This window comes from Mycobacterium sp. E3251 (genome assembly GCF_001666835.1).
Taxonomy (GTDB): Bacteria; Actinomycetota; Actinomycetes; order Mycobacteriales; family Mycobacteriaceae; genus Mycobacterium.
In genome coordinates, this window is sequence record NZ_LZJF01000127.1 from 1 (window position 1) to 1,327 (window position 1,327).

General features: G+C 73.7%; 1 protein-coding gene. It reads right to left on the reverse strand.

What is annotated here, in order from left to right; translation table 11 throughout:
* On the reverse strand, positions 1-1,327 hold a 1,327-nt coding region (locus A5697_RS15810; protein ID WP_156673320.1), incomplete at both ends, for a discoidin domain-containing protein.

The following is a 1,327-nucleotide window of genomic DNA, read 5'->3' on the forward strand; positions in this document are numbered from 1 at the left end:
GTCAATCTCAGCCGGACGCTGACCGTTCCGGCACCGATGTCGGTGACCCCGTTGGTGTGGGTGCGGCCGCGGCAGGGTGAGCGTCAAGGTGGGCGGGGTCTTGTGCTGCACCACCCGCTGCGGTGCCGTCCATGCCGTCGCCGGGTCGCCGTCGGTCGCCGCATACGCCGAGCCGAGGACGTCCACCAGGTCGGAGTCGCCCCGTGCCCTGGTGGTGTTCGGCTCGGCGAGCAGGTCGGCCAGCTTGGGCCCCTGCCGCGGCCGCACCCACACCAACGGGGTCACCGACATCGGTGCCGGAACGGTCAGCGTCCGGCTGAGATTGACCGGCTCTTCGGGTGTCAGCGCCATGGACGGCGCGCAGCGCACGCCCTCCGGCGTCGACGCGCAGCCCGGCCTGCCCAGCAGCTCGGAACCCAGGTCCCAGCCCGCGACCGCCGCGCCGGGCGGCGGCCCCGGGACGCGCACGGTGTGCCGCAGGTCGAGCTGGTGGGCGAATCCGGACGCGTCGTACTGGGTGATCGACAGGTCGGTGATGCCGAACTGCACGCCCGGGGACCCGTCGTCGGTGCCCGCGGCGGTGATCCGCACCCACGGCGTCTCGCCGTAGGGCAACGCGGCGGCGAGCGGCTTGCCGGGCTCGTCGAACCGCAAGGTGGTGCTGCCGGTGGCGGTCTCGATCAGGATGCGGCGCACCTGCGCGCCGACGGCCGTCGCGCTGGGTGTCAGGGTGATCGCCGCGTTGGTGACCGGGTGGTCGAAATCGACCTGCAGCCACTGGCCCACCGCCGATTGCAGCGAGTTGGACACCCACGCGGTCGCCGGGTCGCCGTCGATGGCGGCGACGGGGGAGGTCGCCGGCGCGACGTCGGGCATCGCGGTGGAGTCCGACGACGAGCTCGACACGGTGATCCGGCCGCCGCTCCAGGCGCCGACGACCAAGTCGGCCCCGGGGACGGGATAGTCGGGCACCCGGTTGTAGGTATGCCGTGCGTCGCCCGCGGCCCGGATGGCCGACGAATGTTGGTCCACCCGGCCGTAATCGGTCTCGCGGGCCACCGGGGTGTCGGTGATGGTCACCGAGGGCACCGGCAATCCGGCGCCGCGCGCGTCGGCGGTCATCAGCGCGGGGCCCAGCGGCGGCAGGCCCTGCAGCCGGCGCCGCTCGTCGAGGCGCAGCAGCGCCTCCGGTCCGCCGTCCACCCGGGGCAACCGGTCGACGTCCGCGAAGTACGGGGCGCCCGGATCACCGGCGACCTCCACCCGGTAAACCTCTACGGCCGGGTAGCGCGGACGCAGTCCGCTGTCGGCGACAAACCTCGACGAG